The organism is Maribacter sp., from assembly GCF_016744255.1.
Taxonomy (GTDB): Bacteria; Bacteroidota; Bacteroidia; order Flavobacteriales; family Flavobacteriaceae; genus Maribacter_B.
Window position 1 is genome coordinate 1 of the sequence record NZ_JADGES010000065.1, and the last position, 19,896, is coordinate 19,896.

Consider the following 19,896-nt stretch of genomic DNA (forward strand, 5'->3'; position numbering starts at 1 on the left):
TTGAATAGTTTATTATCTACTAAAGACAATTGATTTAAAAATTCAAAATCAAAAAATGGAAGTTAAGAAAAGTTAGAATTTTCGATGCGGAAGAGGACCAAAATGGATGGGTTATTTTTACAATCATACTGATTTTCGGACAACTAATTTGGGTAAAGATATTTTTTGATTCCATGTCTTATAAATAGAATCATTATCTATTGGTTAAAAGAAAAGGGCAAACAAAATTTCAACTAATAGAATCAGGCGTGCCCTTTTAGTAGCTTTACTGCTTTCAGCTTTCAGCTGCTTCTTTTTTCTTGTCCCGATTTTTAGCAAGTTTTTCTATCAAATCTGGTACTTTTTCAAAGGCTGCTGCCAATCCTTGGGTCTTGCCTGCTGCTAAAAACGAAATCTCGTCGGCTCTACTGACTAAAAAACCTATAGGTTCAATGCCAACTCCAGCCGCAGCTCCCCCTCCATGACCTTGACCCGTTTTTGGCTGTGAACCTTCCCCGCCACCAGAGCCAAAGCCCATACCTACTTTGATAACAGGTACACACTTGAATTCGCCTAGTTCAAATTGTTCGCCAACAACTGTTTCCGTTTTTGCTTCCGTTTTAATGAAATCTGTAATTTTTCCTAATAATTCTTCAAAATGTAGTTCCATGATATTCTATTTTAAAAGTTAATAAATGATTTAATAATATGAATGGGTCTATTCTCTATAGACAGCACCATCTGGTTCCTTCCTTCAAAGTTGATGTTGAAGTTTCCTTTATGATAGTTTAAAAATGCGAATAGAGGGTATAGTTTTGCATTCATTAGGCAATCTCCAGTATCTATGTTTACATACATTTTTTTGACTCTAAATGATTTTAGTAGCCTAAAAAGAATTTTAAGGTTATTTTTTTTTATATGTTTTTTGAATACCCTTTTTTCTAATTTCTTCCTTTTAACATTTTCGATTTTCTGAAGTGGATAGAAATGGAAATTCCTAAAAAAAACCTTTATCCGTATTCGTAGCAGTTCTTCTTCGTCACTTTCCATACTTACCTTTACTAAACCTCTTAACCGTAAATAATATTGATTGGTAATCGTATTGAAGTACACTTCGATTGGTATGAATAAAAGGCCGAGTAATAACAGAAAAAGCAATCCAAAAATTAGAGATGCTGCCATTTTTTAATTTTTAACAAAGGAAGTGCCAGAGATGATTTACTACAATGATTGGGATCAGGTTATGAGAGTTTTTGGAACTTATATTAATGATTTACGACCAAATGACGGTTATCATTTTAAGCGAACTTGGGTCGTACTATTTTTACGATATACCTATTGGAAAATTATGGATAAGCAAGAAATTATAAACTGGCTTTTGGAAGGTGAAGTGGCCATCCAGTATCAAGTCTATCGTGATTTGTTATTTACAGAGCGTAAAGACCTTCAAGATAGAATTGCGCAAGAAGGCTGGGGCGCCCGATTTATGGCTAAACGTAATCCAGATGGTCACTGGGGCAAATCTTTTTATCAACCCAAATGGACTTCTACTCACTATACGCTCCAAGATTTGCGTAATTTATGTATTACCCCTGATAACCCACTTATAAAAAAATCTATTGAAATTATCTTACAAAATGAAAAAGCTAATGACGGAGGGCTTTTACCTATTGGTAAAACTCAATTGACCGACTTATGCATTAATGGAATGTTCTTGAATTATGCTTCCTATTTTAAAACAAATGAAAACGATTTAGAATCTGTTGTTGATTGCATACTAGCACAAATAATGCCAGACGGTGGATTTAATTGTAGGTCTAATAGATTTAAAACCGTTCACAGTTCTTTGCACACAACATTATCCGTATTAGAAGGAATAACAGAATATGAGCGTAATAATTACAACTATCGACTTAAGGAATTAATCAAAGCAAAAAAAACAGCTACTGAATTTATTCTAATGCATCAGCTGTTTCTATCTGACAGAACTGGAGAAATAATAAAAAAGGACTTCCTTAAGTTAACGTATCCGTGTCGCTGGCGATATGATATTCTCAGAGCATTAGATTACTTCCAACACGCAAAAGTAAAATGGGATGATAGAATGATGCCTGCTATGCAAATATTGCTAAAAAAGCAGAATAAAGACTTGACTTGGAATGTACAAGCGAAACACTCAGGTCAAACCCATTTTGAAATGGAAAAAGCGGGTAAATCAAGTCGATGGAATACTTTGAGGGCGTTACGGGTGCTTAAGTATTTTTCGATACTAATTCAACTACAACCTGAGGGATGACTTTTATCATTTTAAAAGATGTAGTAAACTTCTAATTTTAGTCTCCTATTTAATACTAAAACTCAGGAAATGAAAACAAATATGGGATTAGCAGATAGACTTATAAGAGCACTATTCGCGATAGCAATTGCTTTATTTTATTATGAAGATATCATTTCGGAAACAGTAGGTTCTAAGATTTTAGATAAAGGGAAGTTTGTACTGTAAAGTTTAGGACAAAGTGTATGGTATTTTTTTACTTATTATGCGAATTGGTTTTCTCTTATTAGTTTTCGGTACAATAATCTAAGAACGTAAAGAAAATAGAGGAAAGTCTTTAAAACTATGAAAATCGCATTTACTATTATAATATTGGTTCATGGCATTATTCATTTTATGGGTTTTGCTAAGGCTTTTGAAATTGGAAATCTAGCCCAATTTACCAAGGAAATTTATAAACCACTAGGAATTTCATGGCTATTCACAGGGTTTCTTTTTATACTATCGACTGCACTATACTTTATGAAGAAGGATGGTTGGCCCATTTTGATAACGGCGGCTTTGGTTTTCTCTCAATTATTAATTTTTGCAGCATGGAAGGATGCGAAATTTGGCACTATAGCAAATATTATGATTCTTATAGTAGCAATACTAGGGTTTGGTGCTCAGAAATTTAAAAACAGTTATAATAAAGACGTGTTGTCCACTTTTCAGACAGTCAAGGCTGTGAATGAACTCCTTACAGAAAAGGATCTTATGCACTTGCCGCCGATTGTACAAAATTATTTAAGATATGTAGGGGTAGTGAACAAACCTAAGGTACATAATTTCAGAATTATTTTCGATGGCCAGATGCGTGACAAAGGTAAAGACTGGTTTGGGTTTACTTCCGAACAATATAATTTTGTTAAGGAACCCACCCGCTTGTTCTTTATGAAAGCAAAGATGAAAGGGATACCTACGCATGGTTATCATTCTTATAAAAATGTAAATGCCCGAATGCAAATTAAACTACTATCTTTATTCTCAGTAGTAGATATGTCTGGAGAAGATTTGTTTGCTACAGAAACGGTTACTTTTTTTAATGATTTATGCTTATTTGCTCCAGCAGCACTTATCGACAAACATATACAATGGAAAGTTATTGATGAAACATCTGTAAAGGCAACTTACATAAATAACAGTGCCAAAATTTCAGCGATTTTATATTTTAATACAGAAGGGCAACTTATAAATTTTGTTTCTAACGACCGAATAGCAGTGTCTGAAATGAAAACATTTCCTTTTTCTACGCCAGTGAAGAATTATAAAACTATTAATGGCCTTCAACTACCAACCTATGGAGAAGCAGTTTGGCACTATCCAGAGGGCGAGTTTGTTTATGGGAAATTCAAAGTAAAATCTGTGGAGTATAACGTGATTGATTTAGAATATTCGTTTTAAAAATTATGTATTATGGCATTTTTACTAATGTTTCTTAGAAATGTGATTGTTAATATTTTACTCACAATTCTAATAAAACACGATAGGTAGATCAAAAAAGTATCAGGTGTAATATGATGAAGAGCAGAAAAAGGAACAACTAAGAATAGAAAGTACAGGAAATTCAGTTTTGCAACTATCGTATAGAAGGCATTAGTGTACACGAAATAAAAAATGGGTCTACACTATTGTAGTGTAATGTTTTAAGATACATCACGGTATTTTCTTGTTTGACTTTTCCTGTTGTTTTTCTAACTTTCTAAAGTACCCTCTGGTCAAAAAGTTATGCTTTAAGGCTTCCATATTCTCATTGAAGCGTTCGGAGCCCTGTTCAATGTTTTGCATTGTTCTATTTAATTGATTGACCAATGTGGAGTCTTTTGAGAGGTAGCTTATTGCACCACCTCCATCTTTGACCCCCTCGATAATCGTGTTTAAATCTTGAGTCATTTTTTTTATTTCGATGCTTGAAGTTTCCAGGTTTCCGATAACATTTCGCATTTTTACAGCAGAAGCAGTGTCACTTAGTAAAACGCCTGCCGTACTTTCTTCAAAATTTATGCTCTCCATTATTTTATTCAATTCAGTCATGGTCGTATTTGTATGATTGCTTGTGTACTTAAGGTTTGTAATCGTTTGTTGAAAGTCGTTCGCCATGGTACTGTCATTAAGTAATTTACCCAAGGTTCCCTCGCCTTGAGTTAGCGCTTGGGATACTTTTAATAAATCAGCTGTCAATAATGCGGCATTCTCATTGGTAGTATTCAATGTATTCATCATATCTTGGGTAGCTACTTTGCTATAAGATTGTAGCTCATCACCTGGTTTAATCAACCTTGTATTGCCCACTCCTGGAACGATGTTAATCAACATGCTTCCTACCAATCCGTCCGAACCGATTGTAGCAATGGCGTTTTTTTTAATATGGTTCCGCATTTCATCTTTTATAATCAAGCGAACTCTTATTGTGGTGTCATTTACCATTTCTATGCCATTAACTGTACCCACATTGATACCGGAAAAACGGACATTGTTGCCATTTTGGAGTCCGCTCGCATTTTTGAAAGTAACAGTTATGTTAAAGGTCTTCCCGAACATATTTTGACGGTTACCTATGAGATAGGCAGCTAAGAGTAATAAAAGTGTGCCTATAACTACAAAAATTCCTAATCTTAAATTTTCTAAAGATGTCTTTGCCATACTATTATTTTTTGAAAAATGCGTCTACTTTTGGGTCGGTGGATGCCGATAACTCAGCATAGGAACCTTCTGCATAATTGATACCATCTACCAATAGAATCATTCGCTCTGAAATTACCCTTGCACAATCCACGTCGTGTGTTATAATCAAAGATGATGTGCCATATTTTTTTTGAATGCTACGCATCAACTCGATGATTTCTTTTGCGGTAATAGGATCTAACCCGCTTGTAGGTTCATCATATAGAATAATTTTGGGTTTCAATATAAGTGTTCTAGCCAATGCAATCCGTCTTTTCATACCGCCAGAAAGTTCTGCAGGCATTAAATCTATTGTATGGGCGAGCCCAACATTTTCTAGAGCCTCCATTACAAGGGGAGTAGTATCTTGAACTACACCCAATTTCTCTTTGTGCCTTCGCATGGGGAATTCGAGGTTCTCACGTACGGTCATTGAATCATACAGGGCGCTTCCTTGAAATAGGAAGCCGATATCGGAACGCAATTCATCTAAAGTTTGACGGTCTAAGGTTGCTATCTCTTTTCCCATTACTTCAATATATCCGCTGTCTGGCGACATTAACCCTACTAAACATTTTATCATAACAGATTTACCCGAACCTGATTTACCCATGACCACTAGGTTTTCGCCTTCATGCAGCTTCATATCAAATCCGTTCAACACATGGTTATCGCCGAAACTTTTGTAAACATCACGAATACAGATGACCGTTTTTCTTGCATCTGTATAATCCGATTTAGGAGGATTCTTTTTATTCTTATATGTAGTATTTTCGTTTATCATAATTCATAAAAAATATCGGAAACAAAAACAGCTATAAAATCTACTACAAAGACCAATAGTGAAGCCATGACCACAGCAGTATTTGCTGCGACACCAACGCCAGCAGTTCCTTTTTTACTGTAATAGCCCTTATAGCAGCCCACCAAACCGATGACAAACCCGAAAAAGAATGATTTTATTGTAGCCGGTACTATATCTCCAAAACTCAAGGCGTCGAAAACCGTATTAAAATATAATTGAAAAGACACATCGCCTTTTAAATTCTCCACTAATGCGGAACCGTACAAGGCAACCAAATCGCCAAAGACGACTAACAAGGGAAGCATCAATGTTGTAGCCAGAATACGAGTTACTACCAAATATTTAAAGGGATTGGTGCCTGATACTTCCATGGCATCGATTTGTTCGGTTACACGCATAGAACCCAATTCGGCGCCTATTCCAGAGGCAATCCGTCCCGCACAAATAAGCGCTGTTATTACGGGACCAATTTCCCTGACAATGGAAATACCTGTCATATTTGGCATCCAAGAAACTGCGCCAAATTGAATCAGTGTGGGGCGTGATTGCAAGGTCATAACTAAACCGATAATAAATCCTGTGACACCAACCAAAACCAATGAACGATTACCCATTTGATAACATTGCCGTAATAATTCTTTAAACTCGAAAGGCGGGAAAAAAATTTCTTTAAAAAAGCGACCAGCGAAATAAGAGAGCTCCCCAATCTGAATGAAGAATTGTTTTATCCGTCCTACCATTTTTGATTTTATATGTAGTGGTTTTACGATATTGGCCATACTCAAATGTAAATTAAAAATGCTATCTTAAAAATGACCAATATCATGGTATCATTACGAGAATTATCATTTTTAAGAGTTTCTGTATGGCTACATTTATAATCAAACAACCGAACATAACATGTAATACAAGACAAAAAAGAGGGATGTAAACCCCTTGTGTCTAAGCGAAGAATGTGCTTTTTTAGATGGTTATCGCATCTAATTCAAGGAATTTTGGTTCAGCATTTAGGGTAGAGTATTACTTTTTTAAAGCCCTCACTCTGTAGATCTTTGTGTAACCGTTTTTTGAATCGGCAAGATACAAGGAGGACAATGCTTACTGCAAATAAGCAAAGGAATTTGACAAGACCCGACCCAAACGAACATGATAAAGGTCATTTTTTTCTGCTGGGCAGAGAACTACATTTATTCTATGAAGGCATCCGTAGAAATATAAAATTTGAAATATGATGGTTGCGGTACTACGATTACCAATAAACCAAATCATATATAAGTTGTTCAATAAAAAAAATAGAAAGTTAATATGGTTCGATTGGTATACTTAGTTCTATGGTTACTCTTTTTGTTTTTGGCTTCTTGCAATGCCCGAAACACATCAATTGTAAAAAAAGAGCAGTCCAAAGCCGATACCTCGCAATTGCATATCGAGGAATTTAAACTACCGAAAAAACTACAAGTTGGTAGAAATATTCGAATTGGAGAGTATTTTAAGTATGTTGATTCCTTAGTGAATAGATATGATTCTTTAGTACCCTATACATTATCGGAACACGTATTGGTTAGAAATAATCCTTGGATTATGGATACTTTGGCGAATACGGATTACTACCGAATGATAGCTCGTGATTCTTTTGTCTACGACCAACGAAAGATGATTGCACTACCTAAAGGAAGTATATTAAATATTCCCGATTCCCTTACTGCTTGCCAAATTCTGGAGAATTTTAAAAATACAGAAATAGACGTAAACATACCCGAATTTAAACTGCGCATTTTTGAAGATTCTATTTTATTGTATTCGTTTCCGATTCGAGTGGGGCAGAACAGAAAGCGTTATTTGAAATTTGGAAATCGTGTAACTGATTTGAGAACCAAAACAGGAAATGGAGCTATAGTTGAGCACGTTAAACACCCTGACTTTTACAATCCTGTAGATGGAAAACAGTTTTATCTAACGAAAAGGGACGATGGAAAAACTACCATAATGCCCCAAATTCCTTGGATAGAAACAGAAATAAACGGTATCAGAAACGGGCAAATGATACACCCGACTACCAATCCAACAACTTTATTAAAGGCTTACTCCAATGGTTGTATAGGAACCAAGGAGGCCGATACCTGGATTATCTATTATCATGTACCCTTAGGTACCAAAATAAAGATTCGCTATGATTTGGAGAACTATGAAGAAGGTTTGGTGATCTCTTTGCTTAAAGATATTTACAATACTAATGATTAGAAGCAAAAAACCCAAGATTTTCATCTTGGGTTTTTCTTCATAAAAATGTAGCGAGAACGAGATTTGAACTCGTGACCTCTGGGTTATGAATCCAACGCTCTAACCAACTGAGCTACCTCGCCAGGGTTTTTTAACGGCTGCAAATATAAAGTTAAATTTCGTTACCTTCAACTATACTTTGTAAAAAATATTCTACATTTTTTGTTTTTTTATCATTTATAAATATATATATTGGCATTATAAATATGTAATCAATGAGTGATAAAATAAAATTTGAAATAGAATTCGTAATTCAGTCCTCTCCACAACTACTATATCAATACTTATCTACCCCTTCTGGATTATCCGAGTGGTTTGCCGATAATGTAAATTCTAGAGGAGAAATGTTCGAATTTATCTGGGAAGGAACAGAAGAAGAAGCCAAACTTTTGAAAAAGAAAAATGACGATTTTGTTCGATTTTCTTGGACAGAAAATGAAGATGATAGCTATTTTGAGTTAAAAATTATAGTAGATGAGATAACTAAAGATGTCTCTTTATTTATAACAGATTTTGCAGAAGAAGACGAGTTAGATGAAGCTAAAATGTTATGGGAAAATCAAGTTTCTGATTTAAAGCAAATTTTAGGATCCAAATAATCCTTTTCATATAATAATATTATCTTTGGCCTTAATTTATTTAAGGCTTTTTTTATGGTTAATTTTAATGGTGAAATTTTAGAAGATGAAACTCTTTATTTAAATATAGAAAATAGAGGTTTACGATATGGAGATGCTTTGTTCGAAACCATTAGACTGGTTAATGATGAAGTGATTTTATGGGAAGAGCACTATCTAAGACTTATGTCTTCTATGCGTATTTTACGTATGCAAATACCTATGGAATTTACCATGGAGTATTTAGAAGAGCAAATAAAAAGTGTAGCTACAAGTAGCGCTATAAGCCAAGCAAGAATTAGAGTAACTATTTATAGAAATAATGGAGGCTTGTATACTCCAAAAAATAATTCTGTTTCTTTTATTATTGAAGCAACTCCATTGTCTTCTCCCTTTTTTATTCTTTCAGAAAAACGGTATGAAGCGGAGCTTTTTAAAGATTTTAAAGTAAACGCAGATATGTTATCTAATTTAAAAACGAATAATCGTATTTTAAATGTAGTAGGCAGCGTTTTTGCAAAAGAGAATGATTATGATACCTGTTTGCTTTTAAATAACGAAAAGCAAGTAGTAGAAGGATTAAACGGAAATTTATTTTTGGTAAAAGGAAACACCATAAAAACACCTCCTTTGGCAGATGGTTGTGTAAACGGGATTATACGAGAGCAGCTTATTAAAATTATCAAAAAATTAGATACTTATGTTTTGGAAGAAGCATCTATTTCTCCTTTTGAACTACAAAAAGCAGATGAGTTGTTTATAACAAATAGTATTATAGGTATACAACCCATTACAAAGTACCGTAAGAAGAACTTTTTAGCAGTAACCTCTAAAGACCTTATCGGAAAGTTAAACGCAGTTATACGTTTGCAAAAGCATGTTTAATTTAAGCTTGGGTTTTCTGGGGCATTAGACCATAATAAATAATCACCACCTAATTCTATCATTTTTTCTTTCCAGAAAGCATCTGCGGATTTCTGAATAATAGAACTTTCATATTCATTTTTTACCACTACCCAAGAATTAGAAGAAAGTTCTTGATCTAATTGTAGAGACGCCCAGCCTGTGTACCCCAAAAAGAAGCGTATATCATCTTCAGAGATTAACTTTTTATTGATTAAGTCTACAGCTTTATCAAAATCGCCACCCCAAAATATACCATCGGATATTTCTGTGCTATTGGTTATGAGTTCTGGTACTTTGTGAATAAAATATAAATTATCCTGTTCTACAGGGCCTCCATTGTATACCTGAAAAGGAAAGTCGATTTCGGTAACCAGTTCATTGACAAAAAAATCTAATGGTTTGTTTAAGATAAACCCAACAGATCCTTCCTTATTATGCTCCGCTAATAATACAACAGATCTATTAAAGGAAACATCACCCGTTAAGGTAGGTTCTGCAATTAAAAGTTTTCCTTTATTTGGTTTAGAGTCTATCATATTCTGTCCACATTGGGTTACTAAAAATAAGGTATTTTCAATACAAACCAAAAAGCTAGAGTATAAAAAAAGCGCTTCTGTTAAGAAACGCTTCATATACTGTATTTTAAACAGATTAGTTTACCGCTTTACCTAAATCAGCACCTGCTTTAAACTTAACAACATTTTTAGCTGCAATTTGGATAGTTTTTCCAGTTGAAGGGTTTCTTCCTTCTCTTGCATTTCTTTTAGATACAGACCAAGATCCGAAACCTACTAAAGATACACGACCACCACTCTTAAGAGATCCTTCTACATTTCCTAAGAAAGATTCTAAAGCTTTTTTTGCTGCTGCTTTTGTGATTCCTGAATCAGCTGCCATTGCATCGATTAATTCTGTTTTGTTCATAATAATATTAATTAATAGTTAAAATAATTTTAATCCTCTAACAAATTTATACGGATTTCTGGTGAACGCAAGTAAAATAGGGGGAAATACCCATTTTTGTTAATAACTCAAGGCGTTTGTTAATAAAGTAGGGCGTTTTTTACGTTTCTCGCAGCCCAATGGTAGCAGGACTTTACGCCACATGTGCATTTTTATCCAAATTTAAACCATTAAGAACCTCATTTGTCTTCATTTTGCGTTTTCCAGGAAGTTGAATCTCTATTAGATTAATAAACCCATGATTAACAGCTATTTTTACTTCTTTTTTTGTGAAAATAACCGTTCCATTTTTGTAATCGTGTATTTCTGTAATTTTAGAAATAGCATATATTTTTAAGAATATTTCTTCTTCCTTATTATATAAAGTAGTCCAGGCCGCAGGGTAAGGGCACAATCCGCGTATATGATTGTATATTTTATCTAATGGTAGTTCCCAATTAACCTTACAAGTTTCTTTATGAATTTTGTAAGCAGACCTTAATTCCTCGGTATCTTTTTGTTTTACAAGAGCAACTTTATCGTTTTTTATTGCGTCTAGTGTCTTTAGGACGAGTGCTGCACCAAGATGCATTAATTTGTCATGTAGCGTTCCAGCAGTGTCTTCTGTACTAATAGATGTTTCTTCTTGCAGTATAATCTCTCCTGTATCTATCTTATCATCTATATAAAAGGTGGTTACTCCCGTTTTTGTTTCCCCATTAATAATAGCCCAATTAATAGGAGCAGCTCCTCTATATTGGGGTAGAAGGGAAGCATGTAAGTTAAAAGTGCCATATTTTGGCATTTGCCATACCGCTTTGGGTAACATTCTAAATGCTACAACAATTTGTAAGTTGGCATCTAGTACTTTTAATTCTTCTAAGAATGTAGTATCCTTTAGATTAGTTGGTTGTAAAATCTTAAGGTTTTTTTCTAAAGCATAGTTCTTAACAGCTGAAGTATTTAGTTTTCGACCTCTACCTGCTGGCCTATCTGGTGCTGTAATAACACCAACTACATTATATTGTGCTTCTACTATGGTAGCTAAAGTGGTAACCGCAAAGTCTGGTGTACCCATGAAAACTATTCGTAATTCTTTCATCTTAAGTAGTTTCGTATTCGTTTTTAGAATTTATTTGTATGTATCCGTGTTCTAATAATTGTTGTAACGTAAACAAGATATCTTTTTCAGCGTAAGGAAGTAGCTCTATTATTATTCTGGAAGAATAACTCTTAGAATCTATCCTTTGCAATATGTCTTTTGCAATAGTTTTAAAATCGGTATTACTTTTTTTCTGATTTGTAACGCAAACATCGCATATACCACAATCTTCTTTTGGGTCTTCTCCAAAATATTGTAACAATTGCCTGCTTCTACATTGGGTATTATTATTAATAAAATGTAGCATTTTTTTAATATGCTCTTTTTTAGTGTTATTTCGTTCTACAATTTTATTAGCAAATCGGTTTATGGTAAGATCATCTTCTCTAGGGATTAAAAATGTAATTTCCATATCGCTATGTTTTCCTGTGTAAGTAATCATTTCTGCTTTTTCTAATTGTTTTAGAATGGAAATAATTAATTCTTCTTTTTGACCCGTTTTTTTAGCTAATAAAAAGGTGTTTATTTTAGTATCGAACTCAAAAATGCCACCGTAAGTTCTTAATATAGTTTGTACGATTAGTGCTATAGAATCATTCTTCTCTAAATAATGTAATAGTTGTTCTTTGGATGTAATAAACCTAATAGTAGTTTTAATATTAAATGTTTCTGATAGGGTGATTACAGAATTCTGGTCTAAAATTTTTAAGGCATTGTATGCTAATAATGGATTAAAGGAATATCTGGAACAAAATTCATTAAAATGAAGTTGGTGTTTAGTGTTATGTCCTTCTCCGTAAGATATCTGAAAGAAATTACTGAGTTTTCTATATATAACTTTTAGCTTGGCTACATCTGGTAAAACACTTAGGAATTGCTTTTTTACAATTTGCTCATCCGTTTTGTTTGTAATAAGAATAACCTCTGCCGGATTACCATCTCTACCAGCTCTGCCGGCTTCTTGAAAATAGTTTTCTATACAATCTGGAATTTGATAGTGTATTACTAATTTAACATCTGGTTTATCAATACCCATACCAAAAGCATTGGTGGCTACCATAATAGTAACATCGTCCTCTAACCAGGATTCTAGTTTTTTGTTTTTCTCTTTTTTAGAAAGCCCACCATGGTAAAAAGTAGCACTAAATTTATTACGGTTTAAATAGTTAGCTATTTCAATAGAGCTTTTCCGATTTCGAACATAAATAATGCCGCATTTAGAATCGCCTTTAAATAATTCTTTAATCCGTTGCTTTTTATTCTCGTCCCAGATTACTTTATAAGACAAGTTGTTTCTGTAAAAAGAATCTTTTACAAAAAAAGCATTCTCCAACTTTAAAATACTCTTTACATCTTTTACCACTTGATCCGTAGCGGTTGCCGTTAATGCAATAATAGGCTTGTTAGGTACTAATTCTTTTAGCTTAGAACACTCTAAATAGGCGGGTCTAAAATCGTGTCCCCACTGCGATATGCAATGCGTTTCATCTACCACCAAGAGGTTAACGTTCATTTGTTGTATTCTAGAGGCTACAATTTCTTGTTGTAATCTTTCTGGGGATATGTACAAGAATTTATAGTTTCCAAATAGACAGTTATCTAGAAGATTGTTTACTTCATCAAAAGGAATTCCTCCTGTTAAACCAATTGCTTTTATACCTTTTTGATTAAGACTATCTACCTGGTTTTTAATTAAAGCAACCAAAGGAGATACCACAATACAAATACCATCCAAAGCCAAAGCAGGCAATTGAAAGCAAAGCGATTTACCACCGCCAGTAGGGAGTAGAGCTAGAACATCTCTACCATTTAAAACAGCAGCAATTATTTTTTCCTGCGATCCTCTAAAGGTAGTGTAACCCCAATATTTTTCAAGAAGCTCTTTTGGATCTGTTAACACTAGTTATCTTCTGTTATTTGCTTTTTTATAAAGGAAATTCTTTCTGTAACTGTTCCCGTAGGAACCGTTATTACAGGGTAACCAAAATGGGAGTACGTTTTTTCTAGATGTGAATGAATTTCCACAGCTTCATCAAAATTTTCTAATCGCTCATTGTCAGACACATATATATCTTTCCAAGGAGGTAAAATAAATACTTGCGAATATTTATAATCTTCACAGGTTTTTAAATAATTGGAAGTGTATTCTTGCTTAAAATAATCCATATAGGCCAAGACATCTGGCACACCTCTATCAAAAAAAAGAAGGTCTTCTTTGCGGCTGTTTGCTTCTAAATATTGCTTTAAGCGTCCGTTTAAAAGCATTTCGTTAAAGGCATTTGGATCCGATACAAAAGCCAAAGGATTAGAAGCTAAAGAGTTATCTTTTATTTCCTTTTTAGCCTCTAGGGTCATGGTTCTTATAATTTCATGAAAACAATAAAAACCTTCGTTTTCTAAAGCTTTAATTATAGACGTTTTTCCTGTTCCAGGACCACCTGTTATTACTATTTTTTTTGGAATCAATTTCAATATTTTAAGGAAACAAAAGTAAGGAAACCAAAAGGATTAAAAAATTAAGCGCGAACTACTATCTTTGCACAAAAGATATTAAATATGGATGCAGAAAAATCCGAAGCGTTTTATACTAAATTAATTAGTCAATTATACGATACATCTAGTTGGCCTTCTACTTATTTGTATAAATTTATAGTAGTTTCTGAGAAAGAAAAAGTAGATACCATAAATTCTATTTTTGATAATACAGGGGCTGTTATAGAATCAAAAAAATCTAAAAATGGTAAATACACAAGCCTTTCTATTACCGTAAAGATGGAGAACCCTGAGGCAGTCGTAGAAAAATATAAAGAAGTAACACTAGTAGAAGGCGTAATATCACTGTAAAATAGTATATATAGGATAATTTTCTTATTTTGCAGTCGTTATAAGAATACTTCCTTTATACATTTATAAGCATAAAATTTTCAATTTGAATTTAGTAGAAAACTTAGAGTACAATACTGAGCGTCCTCACCTTATTATACCTGAATACGGTCGTCATTTTCAAAAAATGGTAGATCATGCGGTATCCATCGAAGATCCAGAAGAAAGAAATAAAATAGCAAAATCTATTATTGCTGTAATGGGTAATTTACAACCCCATTTAAGAGATGTGCCAGATTTTCAACATAAACTTTGGGATCAATTGTTTATAATGGCCGATTTTAAATTGGATGTAGAATCTCCTTTTCCAATAACTTCCAAAGAAGTTTTAAGAAAAAGACCAGAAGCTTTAGAGTACCCACAAAATTTTCCGAAATACCGTTTTTACGGAAACAACATTAAACGTATGGTTGATGTTGCTATTGAATGGGAAAAAGGGGATAAGAGAGATGGTTTAGAGTATGCTATAGCCAATCACATGAAAAAATGTTACCTTAATTGGAACAAAGATACTGTGGATGACAAAGCTATTTTTAAGCATTTATTTGAATTAAGTGATGGAAAAATTGACTTAAACGAAGAGAATACTACACTTACAGACAGCGGGCAATTCTTAAAAAATAGGGTAGCAAAAACACCTAAACTTGCTCATACAGGGAAAAAATATCAAAAAAGTAATAATAATAATCGCGGCAAAAAGCGCTATTAAACTTCTTCATTCAATTACATGGGAACATTTAAAATTGAAGGTGGTCACCAATTGTCTGGTGAAATTACACCTCAAGGCGCAAAAAATGAAGCCTTGCAGATACTTTGTGCTGTATTGTTAACAGCAGAGAAAGTTACAGTAAACAATATTCCAGATATTGTAGATGTTAATAAACTTATTTCTCTATTAGAAGACCTAGGTGTAAAAATCCAAAAAAGGGGTAAAGGCACGTATACTTTTAAAGCAGATGACGTTAATTTAGAATATTTACAATCGGACCAATTTAAACAAGATGGTAGAGGACTTAGGGGTTCTATTATGCTTGTTGGGCCATTATTAGCTCGTTTTGGAAAAGGGTATATTCCTAAACCAGGAGGAGATAAAATAGGACGTAGAAGACTAGATACACATTTTGAAGGTTTTATTAGTTTAGGTGCTAAATTTAGATATAATAAGGAAGAGCATTTCTACGGTGTAGAGGCCAAAAAACTCAAAGGAACCTATATGTTGTTAGATGAGGCTTCTGTAACAGGTACAGCCAATATTGTAATGGCAGCTGTTTTAGCAGAAGGGGAAACAACCATTTATAATGCTGCATGTGAGCCGTATTTACAACAGTTGTGTAAAATGTTGGTGCGCATGGGAGCTAAAATATCTGGTATTGGCTCTAATATGCTTGTTATACAAGGAGTAGATTCTTTAGGAGGCACAGAGCATACGATGCTACCAGATATGATTGAAATTGGTAGCTGGATAGGTCTTGCTGCTATGACAAAGAGTGAACTTACTATTAAAAATGTGAGTTGGAAAGATTTAGGGCAAATACCTTCTACATTTAGAAAATTAGGGATTACAGTGGAAAAGAGAGGGGATGATATTTACATTCCTTGTCATAAAGAAGGTTATGAAATTCAAAATTTCATAGACGGTTCTATATTGACTATCGCTGATGCTCCATGGCCAGGACTTACACCAGATATTTTAAGTATTATTTTGGTGGTAGCCTCGCAAGCTAGAGGAGAAGTTCTTATCCATCAGAAAATGTTTGAAAGTAGATTATTTTTTGTAGATAAATTAATAGATATGGGAGCTAAGATCATTCTTTGTGATCCTCATAGAGCTACAGTTATAGGGCATGATTTTAAATCGACCCTAAAAGCAACTACCATGGTTTCTCCAGATATTAGAGCAGGGGTTTCTTTGCTTATTGCAGCATTATCAGCAAAAGGAGAATCTACTATCCATAATATAGAACAAATAGATCGTGGGTACGAAAATATAGATGAACGTTTACGTGCTATTGGTGCTAGAATAGTTAGGGTATAAAACTATTTTTTCATATAAATAGATAAAAAAGCAACTCTGATTGAGTTGCTTTTTTTATTTTTCAATCAGAGTTCCGTCGGGGAACTTAGCGAATCTACCTTTGTCTTTCTGGTGTACATTATCTGGGTATTGCCAAGGCCAACCTCCAAATTGGGTAAGACCATATTCTTTCATGGCTTGTCTTATCTCACCTTCTGTATTCATAACAAAAGGGCCGTGTTTAACTACAGGTTCATTAATTGGTTTTCCTTGTAGTAACAGTAAATGCCCTTGCTTTGTTCCAGTTTTTATAATTGTTTCGATATTAGAAACTAAATCTACGCCGTAATTTGGAGTAATTGTAGTTTCTTCAATTTCTATAGAGTCTCCCTCATAAAAGTAGAGTGTTCTACTTATGTCATTTTTAGAAGCAGGAAGTGTGAATTTGGTATTTGCATCTATCTGTAAAGTCCAAATAGCAACTTCGTTATCTGGGTTTGCTGCCCACGAATTTGGAGCAGGTTTACAGGCATTAATATCATCGTAAGTGCCTGCAATTATTTTAATGCTAGCATTGTCGTTTTTTAGGACAGGAATATCTTCGCTCCAAAGCATCGCAAAATGGGGTTCTACAAATTTATTTGCTTTCTCTAAATTTAACCATATCTGGAAAAGTTCTAGAGGGTTGTTTTGTTCTGTATTTAGTAATGGAAACATTTCGCTATGCTGTACTCCAGCTCCTGCAGTCATCCATTGTACATCTCCATTTCCGAACCTACCAGCAGCGCCTAAAGAATCGGAATGGTCACAAAAACCTTTGTTTGCAAGTGTAATAGTTTCAAAACCTCTATGTGGGTGCGATGGAAACCCAGGAATTGTTTTTCCATGGTACATTCGCCACCCATCTTTAATAGTAAAATCATTGCCTAAACTTCTTCCTTCTAAAGATTCTGCTGGTCCCATTTCTTTATTTCCTTTGGGATATAAATCGTAATGATACGCACAAAAAAGAAAGGGGTCTTGTGTTTGCCATGGAAAACCTAAAGGGAATATCGATTTTATAGTGTTTTTCATTTTCTTTATGTTTAATAATTAGTTGCTTTTATTGGATAATCTCTCTGCTATTGCAAGTGTATTTCTTATACAAAATTGGTTCTTAGAGTATTTAATTGTTAGTCTAATAAAAATAAGAAACGCTATTTTCTTTTAAAAATTAAGTTCCATTATTACAAAGTTTATTCCAGATTTTGTGAACGTTTTTTTTGTTTCTTTTAATCCGAATTTATGGTAGTAACTAGTTTTATTTGTGCGAGCATTACACCAAAATTTTGTAGCATTATGTGTTTTAGAAAAAGCAATAAGGTGTTTTATCATTTGGGAGCCAAAACCATTTTTTTGGTATGTTTCTAGAGTAGCTAATTTTCGAAACTGAACTTCATTATTAATAAAAAATAGAGAAACAACACAAATTAGTTCTTCTTCTATAAAGCCTCCAAAATGTATACCTTCCGAATCTTTTTCGAGTATAACATATTCTAAGGGATAATCTGGATACATTACAGATTGTCGCAACGGCAATGTGTCTGATGCAGATATTTGCTTTATTTCTAATTTAGGCATGGATAAAAATAGCGCTAATTATTTAGAGCATCTTTATAAGTCGCTAAACAACGTTCCCTAGCAAATTTATGCTCTACAATAGGAGTAGGGTAGGTTCGCTCTTGCAAGTCCTTAACCCAAGTGTTAATATATGCTTTCTGTTGGTCAAATTTTTGTATTTGCGTTGTAGGATTAAATATACGAAAATATGGAGCCGCATCTACGCCACTGCCTGCTGCCCATTGCCAATTACCAATATTAGCACTTAAATCATAATCTAATAATTTCTCCCCAAAATAGGCTTCTCCCCAACGCCAATCTATAAGTAAGTGTTTGCATAAAAAACTTGCTACCAGCATACGGACTCTATTATGCATATTGCCGGTTGCGTTTAATTGCCGCATTCCAGCATCTACCAGTGGATATCCAGTTTTTCCATTTTTCCAAGCATTAAATTCTTCTTCATTATTTCTCCAAATAATTCTGTCGTATTTAGGTCTAAACGAATTGGTTACCGTATGTGGAAAATGCCAAAGAATTTGCATAAAAAATTCGCGCCAGATTAATTCATTCCAAAAAACTTCATTCTTTTCGGCTATTGCTTTTTGCATAACTTGGCGAATAGATATAGTGCCGAATCGTAAATGGGGGCCAATACTAGAGGTGCCTTTTTCTATAGATGGATAATTTCGGGTTTTTTCATAATTCTCAATTAAAAAAGGAGAAATAGTATAATTAGGTACTTCAATAGAGGATTTTATAAAACCTATTTGCTTTAAAGTTTTATTTTCTAGGGCAGTATCTTTAATACAATTATTTAGAAGTGTTTCGCTAGGATGTGGCTTTACATGCGAACTTGTATTAAATAAAGATTTCCATTTGTTTTTGTATGGTGTATAAACCACGTACGGCGTATTATCTGCTTTCAAAATATCCTTCTTTTCAAAAATTACTTGGTCTTTAAAAGTCTCGAATTTAATAGCATTTTTATTCAAAAAATTCAGGACTTCAGAATCTCTTTTTTTAGCGTAAGGTTCGTAATCATGATTTGTGAAAACCGTATCTATAGAATATTTGTCAGATAGTTTAGAGAACACTTCTACTGGGTTTCCATGGTATATGGCTAGGGAGCTATTATGTTTATGAGAAAGATGGCCTCTCATTTTTTGAAGAGTATAAAATATAAAACTAACTCTGGCATCTTCTTTTGGAAGTTTAGCTAAAATTTCTTTATCAAAAATAAAAATGGGTAGTACAGGGTTTTTATCCTTTAAAGCATAAAAAAAACCAATGTTATCTTGTAGACGCAAGTCTCTTCTAAACCAAAAAACAGAAATTTTAGAACTCATTTTACCCCATGTTTATTTGTGATAACCCACCGTCTATTCCAATTACTTGGCCCGTTATCCAACCGCTTTTGTCACTGATTAAAAATGCTGCCATATGTGCTATGTCTTCCACGTTACCAACTCTTTTAAGAGGATGTTTTTGTGCCATTAATTCTCTTTTTTTATCATTCCCCAGTAGACGCTTTGCTAGTGGTGTATCTGTTAAAGAAGGAGCAATTACATTTACTCTTATTTTAGGCGCGTATTCTGCAGCAAGAGATTTAGCAAACCCTTCCACAGCACCTTTAGCCGCAGCTATACTCGTGTGAAAAGGCATGCCAGTACCTACGGCAACGGTACTAAACATAAGAATACTTGCTTTTTCTGTCATTTTAGGAATGATACTACTAATAACATTGACCATGCTAAAAAAATTAATTTCCATATCTTGCCTTATAGCTTC

General features: G+C 33.9%; 22 protein-coding genes and 1 tRNA gene. 9 read left to right on the forward strand and 14 right to left on the reverse strand.

The window, feature by feature from the left end; all coding sequences use genetic code 11:
* Nucleotides 1–274 precede the first annotated feature (274 nt).
* Complete coding sequence (locus QZZ51_RS11370; RefSeq protein ID WP_291869696.1) at nt 275–649, reverse strand: spore germination protein GerW family protein; 375 nt, start codon at nt 647–649, stop codon at nt 275–277.
* 678 nt (nt 650–1,327) lie between these two features.
* Here QZZ51_RS11370 and QZZ51_RS11375 point away from each other — a divergent pair.
* The 3 genes from QZZ51_RS11375 (at nt 1,328) to QZZ51_RS11385 (ending at nt 3,697) form a co-directional block, all read left to right on the forward strand.
* Nucleotides 1,328–2,275 (forward strand): hypothetical protein, encoded by a 948-nt coding sequence (locus QZZ51_RS11375; RefSeq protein WP_291869698.1) that lies wholly within the window; start codon nt 1,328–1,330, stop codon nt 2,273–2,275.
* 69 nt (nt 2,276–2,344) lie between these two features.
* Nucleotides 2,345–2,482 (forward strand): hypothetical protein, encoded by a 138-nt coding sequence (locus tag QZZ51_RS11380; protein WP_291869699.1) that lies wholly within the window; start codon nt 2,345–2,347, stop codon nt 2,480–2,482.
* Between the two features lie 117 nt (nt 2,483–2,599).
* Entirely contained in the window at nt 2,600–3,697 is a 1,098-nt protein-coding gene (locus QZZ51_RS11385; protein WP_291869701.1) for a DUF6544 family protein, read from the forward strand.
* Between the two features lie 252 nt (nt 3,698–3,949).
* On the opposite strand, the gene QZZ51_RS11390 is transcribed toward QZZ51_RS11385, so the two are convergent.
* From QZZ51_RS11390 to QZZ51_RS11400, 3 genes are all read right to left on the reverse strand, one after another.
* On the reverse strand, nt 3,950–4,936 hold the full coding sequence (locus tag QZZ51_RS11390; protein ID WP_291869702.1) for an MlaD family protein: 987 nt from the start codon (nt 4,934–4,936) through the stop codon (nt 3,950–3,952).
* Nucleotides 4,937–4,940: 4 nt separating this feature from the next.
* The gene (locus QZZ51_RS11395) at nt 4,941–5,663 is read right to left on the reverse strand and encodes an ATP-binding cassette domain-containing protein (protein WP_291869735.1); all 723 of its coding nucleotides are present in this window, start codon (nt 5,661–5,663) and stop codon (nt 4,941–4,943) included.
* A gap of 74 nt (nt 5,664–5,737) precedes the next feature.
* Complete coding sequence (locus tag QZZ51_RS11400; RefSeq protein WP_291869704.1) at nt 5,738–6,541, reverse strand: ABC transporter permease; 804 nt, start codon at nt 6,539–6,541, stop codon at nt 5,738–5,740.
* Between the two features lie 526 nt (nt 6,542–7,067).
* On the opposite strand from QZZ51_RS11400, the gene QZZ51_RS11405 reads away from it, so the two are divergent.
* Entirely contained in the window at nt 7,068–8,003 is a 936-nt protein-coding gene (locus QZZ51_RS11405) for a L,D-transpeptidase (protein ID WP_291869706.1), read from the forward strand.
* A gap of 48 nt (nt 8,004–8,051) precedes the next feature.
* Here QZZ51_RS11405 and QZZ51_RS11410 read toward each other — a convergent pair.
* Nucleotides 8,052–8,125 (reverse strand) — tRNA-Met (locus QZZ51_RS11410).
* 132 nt (nt 8,126–8,257) lie between these two features.
* Here QZZ51_RS11410 and QZZ51_RS11415 point away from each other — a divergent pair.
* Nucleotides 8,258–8,641 carry an START-like domain-containing protein gene (locus QZZ51_RS11415; RefSeq protein WP_291869708.1) on the forward strand — a complete coding sequence of 128 codons (384 nt, stop codon included), beginning with the start codon at nt 8,258–8,260 and terminating at the stop codon, nt 8,639–8,641.
* Nucleotides 8,642–8,695: 54 nt separating this feature from the next.
* Nucleotides 8,696–9,544, forward strand: a complete 849-nt coding sequence (locus tag QZZ51_RS11420) for an aminotransferase class IV (protein ID WP_291869710.1) — start codon at nt 8,696–8,698, stop codon at nt 9,542–9,544.
* On the opposite strand, the gene QZZ51_RS11425 is transcribed toward QZZ51_RS11420, so the two are convergent.
* From QZZ51_RS11425 to QZZ51_RS11445, 5 genes are all read right to left on the reverse strand, one after another.
* Nucleotides 9,541–10,101, reverse strand: coding sequence for a YqgE/AlgH family protein (locus QZZ51_RS11425; protein WP_291869737.1), 561 nt, complete (start codon nt 10,099–10,101; stop codon nt 9,541–9,543). The genes QZZ51_RS11420 and QZZ51_RS11425 overlap by 4 nt on opposite strands.
* A gap of 115 nt (nt 10,102–10,216) precedes the next feature.
* Nucleotides 10,217–10,489, reverse strand: a complete 273-nt coding sequence (locus tag QZZ51_RS11430; protein WP_121065908.1) for an HU family DNA-binding protein — start codon at nt 10,487–10,489, stop codon at nt 10,217–10,219.
* Between the two features lie 172 nt (nt 10,490–10,661).
* Entirely contained in the window at nt 10,662–11,609 is a 948-nt protein-coding gene (fmt, locus tag QZZ51_RS11435) for a methionyl-tRNA formyltransferase (protein ID WP_291869714.1), read from the reverse strand.
* 1 nt (nt 11,610) lies between these two features.
* Nucleotides 11,611–13,509 (reverse strand): RecQ family ATP-dependent DNA helicase, encoded by a 1,899-nt coding sequence (locus QZZ51_RS11440; protein ID WP_291869716.1) that lies wholly within the window; start codon nt 13,507–13,509, stop codon nt 11,611–11,613.
* A complete protein-coding gene (locus QZZ51_RS11445; RefSeq protein WP_291869718.1) occupies nt 13,509–14,075 on the reverse strand; it encodes an ATP-binding protein in 567 nt (188 codons plus the stop codon). The genes QZZ51_RS11440 and QZZ51_RS11445 overlap by 1 nt, the downstream gene beginning before the upstream one ends.
* 90 nt (nt 14,076–14,165) lie before the next feature.
* On the opposite strand from QZZ51_RS11445, the gene QZZ51_RS11450 reads away from it, so the two are divergent.
* From QZZ51_RS11450 to murA, 3 genes are all read left to right on the forward strand, one after another.
* Nucleotides 14,166–14,453, forward strand: coding sequence for a DUF493 family protein (locus QZZ51_RS11450; protein WP_291869720.1), 288 nt, complete (start codon nt 14,166–14,168; stop codon nt 14,451–14,453).
* 85 nt (nt 14,454–14,538) lie between these two features.
* A complete protein-coding gene (locus QZZ51_RS11455; protein WP_291869722.1) occupies nt 14,539–15,201 on the forward strand; it encodes a DUF4290 domain-containing protein in 663 nt (220 codons plus the stop codon).
* Nucleotides 15,202–15,219: 18 nt separating this feature from the next.
* Nucleotides 15,220–16,527, forward strand: a complete 1,308-nt coding sequence (murA, locus tag QZZ51_RS11460; protein ID WP_291869725.1) for a UDP-N-acetylglucosamine 1-carboxyvinyltransferase — start codon at nt 15,220–15,222, stop codon at nt 16,525–16,527.
* A 54-nt stretch (nt 16,528–16,581) separates the two neighbouring features.
* Here murA and QZZ51_RS11465 read toward each other — a convergent pair whose 3' ends face one another.
* The 4 genes from QZZ51_RS11465 to QZZ51_RS11480 form a co-directional block, all read right to left on the reverse strand.
* The gene (locus tag QZZ51_RS11465; protein ID WP_291869727.1) at nt 16,582–17,580 is read right to left on the reverse strand and encodes a pirin family protein; all 999 of its coding nucleotides are present in this window, start codon (nt 17,578–17,580) and stop codon (nt 16,582–16,584) included.
* A 132-nt stretch (nt 17,581–17,712) separates the two neighbouring features.
* The gene (locus QZZ51_RS11470) at nt 17,713–18,126 is read right to left on the reverse strand and encodes a GNAT family N-acetyltransferase (protein ID WP_291869729.1); all 414 of its coding nucleotides are present in this window, start codon (nt 18,124–18,126) and stop codon (nt 17,713–17,715) included.
* Nucleotides 18,127–18,140: 14 nt separating this feature from the next.
* Nucleotides 18,141–19,454, reverse strand: coding sequence for a deoxyribodipyrimidine photo-lyase (locus QZZ51_RS11475; protein ID WP_291869731.1), 1,314 nt, complete (start codon nt 19,452–19,454; stop codon nt 18,141–18,143).
* Nucleotide 19,455: 1 nt separating this feature from the next.
* The coding region (locus QZZ51_RS11480) for an SDR family oxidoreductase (RefSeq protein WP_291869733.1) at nt 19,456–19,896 on the reverse strand (441 nt) is incomplete at its 5' end.